General features: G+C 71.0%; 4 protein-coding genes and 1 pseudogene. 3 read left to right on the top strand and 2 right to left on the bottom strand.

Going from position 1 to position 3,865, the window contains the following annotated elements; all coding sequences use genetic code 11:
• The 3 genes from BZL64_RS26775 to BZL64_RS26785 form a co-directional block, all read left to right on the top strand.
• The coding region (locus tag BZL64_RS26775; RefSeq protein ID WP_107430350.1) for a cytochrome P450 at window positions 1–1,143 on the top strand (1,143 nt) is incomplete at its 5' end.
• A gap of 59 nt (window positions 1,144–1,202) precedes the next feature.
• Entirely contained in the window at window positions 1,203–1,397 is a 195-nt protein-coding gene (locus BZL64_RS26780) for a ferredoxin (protein WP_086771746.1), read from the top strand.
• Window positions 1,394–2,656 carry an NAD(P)/FAD-dependent oxidoreductase gene (locus tag BZL64_RS26785; protein ID WP_086771747.1) on the top strand — a complete coding sequence of 421 codons (1,263 nt, stop codon included), beginning with the start codon at window positions 1,394–1,396 and terminating at the stop codon, window positions 2,654–2,656. Before BZL64_RS26780 ends, BZL64_RS26785 begins: the two co-directional genes overlap by 4 nt.
• A gap of 35 nt (window positions 2,657–2,691) precedes the next feature.
• Here the strand turns inward: BZL64_RS26785 and BZL64_RS26790 are convergent, their stop codons facing one another.
• Window positions 2,692–3,483 carry an ABC transporter permease gene (locus BZL64_RS26790; RefSeq protein WP_086771748.1) on the bottom strand — a complete coding sequence of 264 codons (792 nt, stop codon included), beginning with the start codon at window positions 3,481–3,483 and terminating at the stop codon, window positions 2,692–2,694.
• A pseudogene (locus tag BZL64_RS26795) lies at window positions 3,480–3,865 on the bottom strand (ABC transporter); the annotation flags it as partial. The gene BZL64_RS26790 and the pseudogene BZL64_RS26795, both read right to left, overlap by 4 nt.

A 3,865-nucleotide genomic window follows, 5' to 3' on the forward strand; every position in this document is an offset into this window, starting at 1 on the left:
CCCCCGCCCGCCCTGAAGAACCTCCAGGAGGAGACGCCCCTGACGAGGGTGCGGCTGTGGGACGGCAGTGAACCCTGGCTCGTGACCCGGTACGCCGACCAGCGCGCCATCCTCGGCGACGCCCGGGTCAGCGCCGACACCGACAGCCCCGGCTACCCGACCAAGGCCAGTCCCGAGGGCGGCGAGGGCAAGCTCAGCTTCATCATGATGGACGACCCCGAACACACCCGGCTGCGCCGGATGGTGACGGCCCCGTTCGCCGTGAAGAAGGTGGAGGCCCTGCGGCCCGCCGTACAGAGGATCGTCGACGGCCTGATCGACGGGATGCTGAGCCGGCCGGGCCCGGTGGATCTCGTGGAGGAGTTCGCCCTGCCGATCCCCTCCCTGGTGATCTGCGAACTGCTCGGCGTGCCCTACGACGACCACGCGATCTTCCAGGAGCACACCAAGACGATGGTCCGCACGACCGCGACCCCCGAGCAGCGCGGTGCGGCGACCTGGGAGATGGCCGGATACCTGGCCGGTCAGATCGCCGAGCGGCTCGCCGAGCCGAAGGACGACCTGCTGTCCAGCATCGCGGGGCGCGTCACGGCCGGGGAGATCGACCACCAAGAGGCCACCGAGATGGCCCTGCTCCTGCTGATCGCGGGCCACGAGACCACCGCGAACATGATCGCCCTCGGCACCCTCGCTCTCCTGCACAACCCCGACCAGCTCGCCCTGCTGCGCGAGAGCGACGACCCGAAGTTCGTCGCGGGCGCTGTCGAGGAACTGCTGCGCTACCTGCACATCACCCACCTGGGGCGGCGTCGCGCGGTGACCGAGGACATCGAGGTCGCAGGACAGGTCGTCAAGGCCGGCGAGGGCGTCATCATGGTCAACGAGATCGCCAACCGCGACCCCGAAGTGTTCCCCGACCCGGACCGCCTCGACCTCACCCGCGACGCCCGCCGCCACGTCGCCTTCGGCTTCGGCGTCCACCAGTGCCTGGGCCAGCCGCTGGCCCGCATGGAACTCCAGGTCGTGTACGGCACCCTCTACAAGCGCATTCCCACGCTGAAGCCGGCCTGCGCACTGGAGGACGTCCGGTTCAAGAACGACGCGTTCATCTACGGCGTGCACGAACTGCCCGTCTCCTGGTGACAGCTCCCCGTCCCGCGAACGAACCGAGAACCACGAGCGAAGCAGGTAAGGGGAATTCCATGAAGGTGGAGTTGGAAGCCGACAAGTGCGTCGCCTCCGGGCAGTGCGTGCTCGCCGCGATGGACGTCTTCGACCAGGACGACGACGGCATCGCGATCCTCCTGGAGGAGCAGGTCGGCGACGGCCGACTCGACGACGTCAAGGAGGCCGTAGCGCTCTGCCCGGCCGCCGCCATCCGGCTGGTCGAGCAGTGAGGCGGATCGTCGTCGTCGGTGCCTCGGCCGCCGGACTCGCGGCGGCCGAGACCCTCCGCCGGGAGGGCTACGACGGCACGCTCACCCTGGTCGGCGACGAACCGCTCGCCCCGTACGACCGTCCGCCCCTGTCGAAGCAGCTCCTGGCCGGGGAGTGGGAGCCCGAGCGGCTGACGCTGCGCACCCCCGACGCGCTGGCCGCGCTCGGCCTCGACCTGCGGCTCGGCGTGGCGGCCACCCGCCTCGAACCAGCCGGCCGAACCGTCGAGTTGGCCGACGGATCCGCCCTCCCGTACGACGGGCTGGTCATCGCCACCGGGGTCCGGCCGCGTCGGTTGCCCGGCGAGGGCCCGCACGTCCTGCGCACCCTCGACGACGCGCTGACCCTGCGGGAGCGGCTCGCCCCGGGCCGACGTCTGGTCGTCGTGGGCGCCGGCTTCCTCGGCGCGGAGGCCGCCGCCGTCGCCTGGCGACTCGGCTGCGAGGTCACGCTCCTCGAACCCGCCCCGGTGCCCCTGGCCCACGCCGTCGGCCTGGAGGTCGGCGAGATCCTGACGAACGCCCACCTGGAGCGGGGCGTGAACCTGCGCTGCGGGGTCACCGTCACCGAGGTGACCGAGGACGGCGTGCGGCTCGCGGACGGCGAGCGGATCCAGGCCGACGAGGTGCTGGTGGCCGTCGGCTCCGTGCCCAACACCGAGTGGCTCGCGGGCAGCGGCCTGACCGTCGGGGACGGCGTCGTGTGCGACGAGTACTGCGAGGCCGCCTGGGGGTCCCCCCGGCCGGAGGCTGGGGAAGTGTACGCGGCCGGTGACGTCGCCCGCTGGTACAACCCGCTGTTCGGCACCCCCATGCGCATCGAGCACCGCACCACCGCGGCCGAACAGGGCGTGGCCGCCGCCCGCAACCTGCTCGCCGCCCCACGGGCGCGCAAGCCGTTCGCGCCGGTGCCCTACTTCTGGTCCGACCAGTACGACATGAAGATCCAGGCGTACGGCTACCTCCGCGGCCACGACGCGGTCGCCGTGGTGGAAGGGGACCTGGCGGACCGCCGGTTCGTCGCCGCGTACCGCACCGGCGACCGCGTCACCGGCGCCCTCGCCATCGGCATGCCGCCCAAGGCGATCCGCCCATGGCGTCAGGCGATCGCGACCGGCGCGGTGTGGCACGACAGCGTGCGCACCACCGTCCCCGCAGCGGAGTCCGACCGGGGCAACACCACCGCGGCCGAGCACCTCGAGGAACTCACCGCAGAGTGAGGTCGCGGGCGCGGCAGGCGACGTTGTCGTGTCGGCTACTTCGGGTCGCGGTTGAACACCGACTTCGACCACAGGTAGCCGAGAACGGTCAGTGCCAGGCACCAGATGAGGGCTAGCCAGCCGTTGTGGCCGATCTCGGTGCCCAGGAGCAGTCCGCGCAGCGTCTCGATGGCCGGGGTGAAGGGCTGGTATTCGGCGATCGGCTGGAACCAGCCCGGCATCGCGTCGATGGGGACGAAGGTGCTGGAGATGAGCGGGAGGAAGATCAGCGGGAGCGCGTTGTTACTGGCGGCCTCCGGGTTCGGGCTGATCAGGCCCATGCCGACGGCGATCCAGGTGAGCGCCAGGGCGAACAGCGCGAGCAGTCCGAACGCCGCGACCCATTCCAGGGCGGTGGCGTCGGTGGAGCGGAAGCCGATGGCCACGGCGACGGCCCCGACAAGGACCACGCTGGCGATGCTCTGCAGCACGCTGCCGACGACGTGCCCGACGAGCACCGATCCGCGGTGGATCGCCATGGTGCGGAAGCGGGCGATGATGCCCTCGGTCATGTCCATGGAGACGGACACCGCGGTGCCGACCGTGGTGCCGCCGATGGTCATCATCACGATGCCCGGGACGAGATACGCGATGTACTCCGACCGGTCGGCCCCGCCACCGCCGATACCGGCGCTCATCACGTCTCCGAAGATGTAGACGAAGAGCAGCAGCATCATGATCGGCGTGAGCAGCAGGTTCAGTGTCATCGACGGGTAGCGCCGGGCGTGCAGGAGGTTACGGCGCAGCATGGTGTTCGAGTCGCGTACGGCGAGGGAGAGGGCGCTCATCGGACATCCTCCTTGGACTGGCTGGGGACCATGGTGGTGCTGGTGAGGGCGAAGAACACGTCGTCGAGGTCGGGGGTGTGCACGGTCAGCTCGTCGGCCTCGATGCCGGCCGCGTCCAGCCGGTCGAGGAGGGCGCGCAGCTCGCGCTGGCTGCCGTCGCTGGGGATCTGGAGCGCGAGCGCCTCGTCGACGGAGGTCCCCCCGCTCGAGCGAAGCCGCGCGTGGGGGACGGTGACCTCGCTCAGCGCGGTGGCGGCGCTCTGGTAGGCGGCCGGGTCGGAGAAGCGGAGTCGCACGTGTCCGCCGGGAACAATGCGCTTCAGTTCGTCGGCGGTCCCTTGGGCGGCGATCCTCCCGCCGTTCAACACCGCGATGCGGTCGG

Source organism: Streptomyces bobili (assembly GCF_002154575.1).
GTDB classification, from domain to species: domain Bacteria; phylum Actinomycetota; class Actinomycetes; order Streptomycetales; family Streptomycetaceae; genus Streptomyces; species Streptomyces bobili.

Excerpts from the sequence above, each read along its gene's own strand:
- BZL64_RS26780 (WP_086771746.1), top strand. The coding sequence starts at position 1,203 with ATGAAGGTGGAGTTGGAAGCCGACAAGTGCGTCGCCTCCGGGCAGTGC.
- BZL64_RS26790 (WP_086771748.1), bottom strand. The coding sequence starts at position 3,483 with ATGAGCGCCCTCTCCCTCGCCGTACGCGACTCGAACACCATGCTGCGC.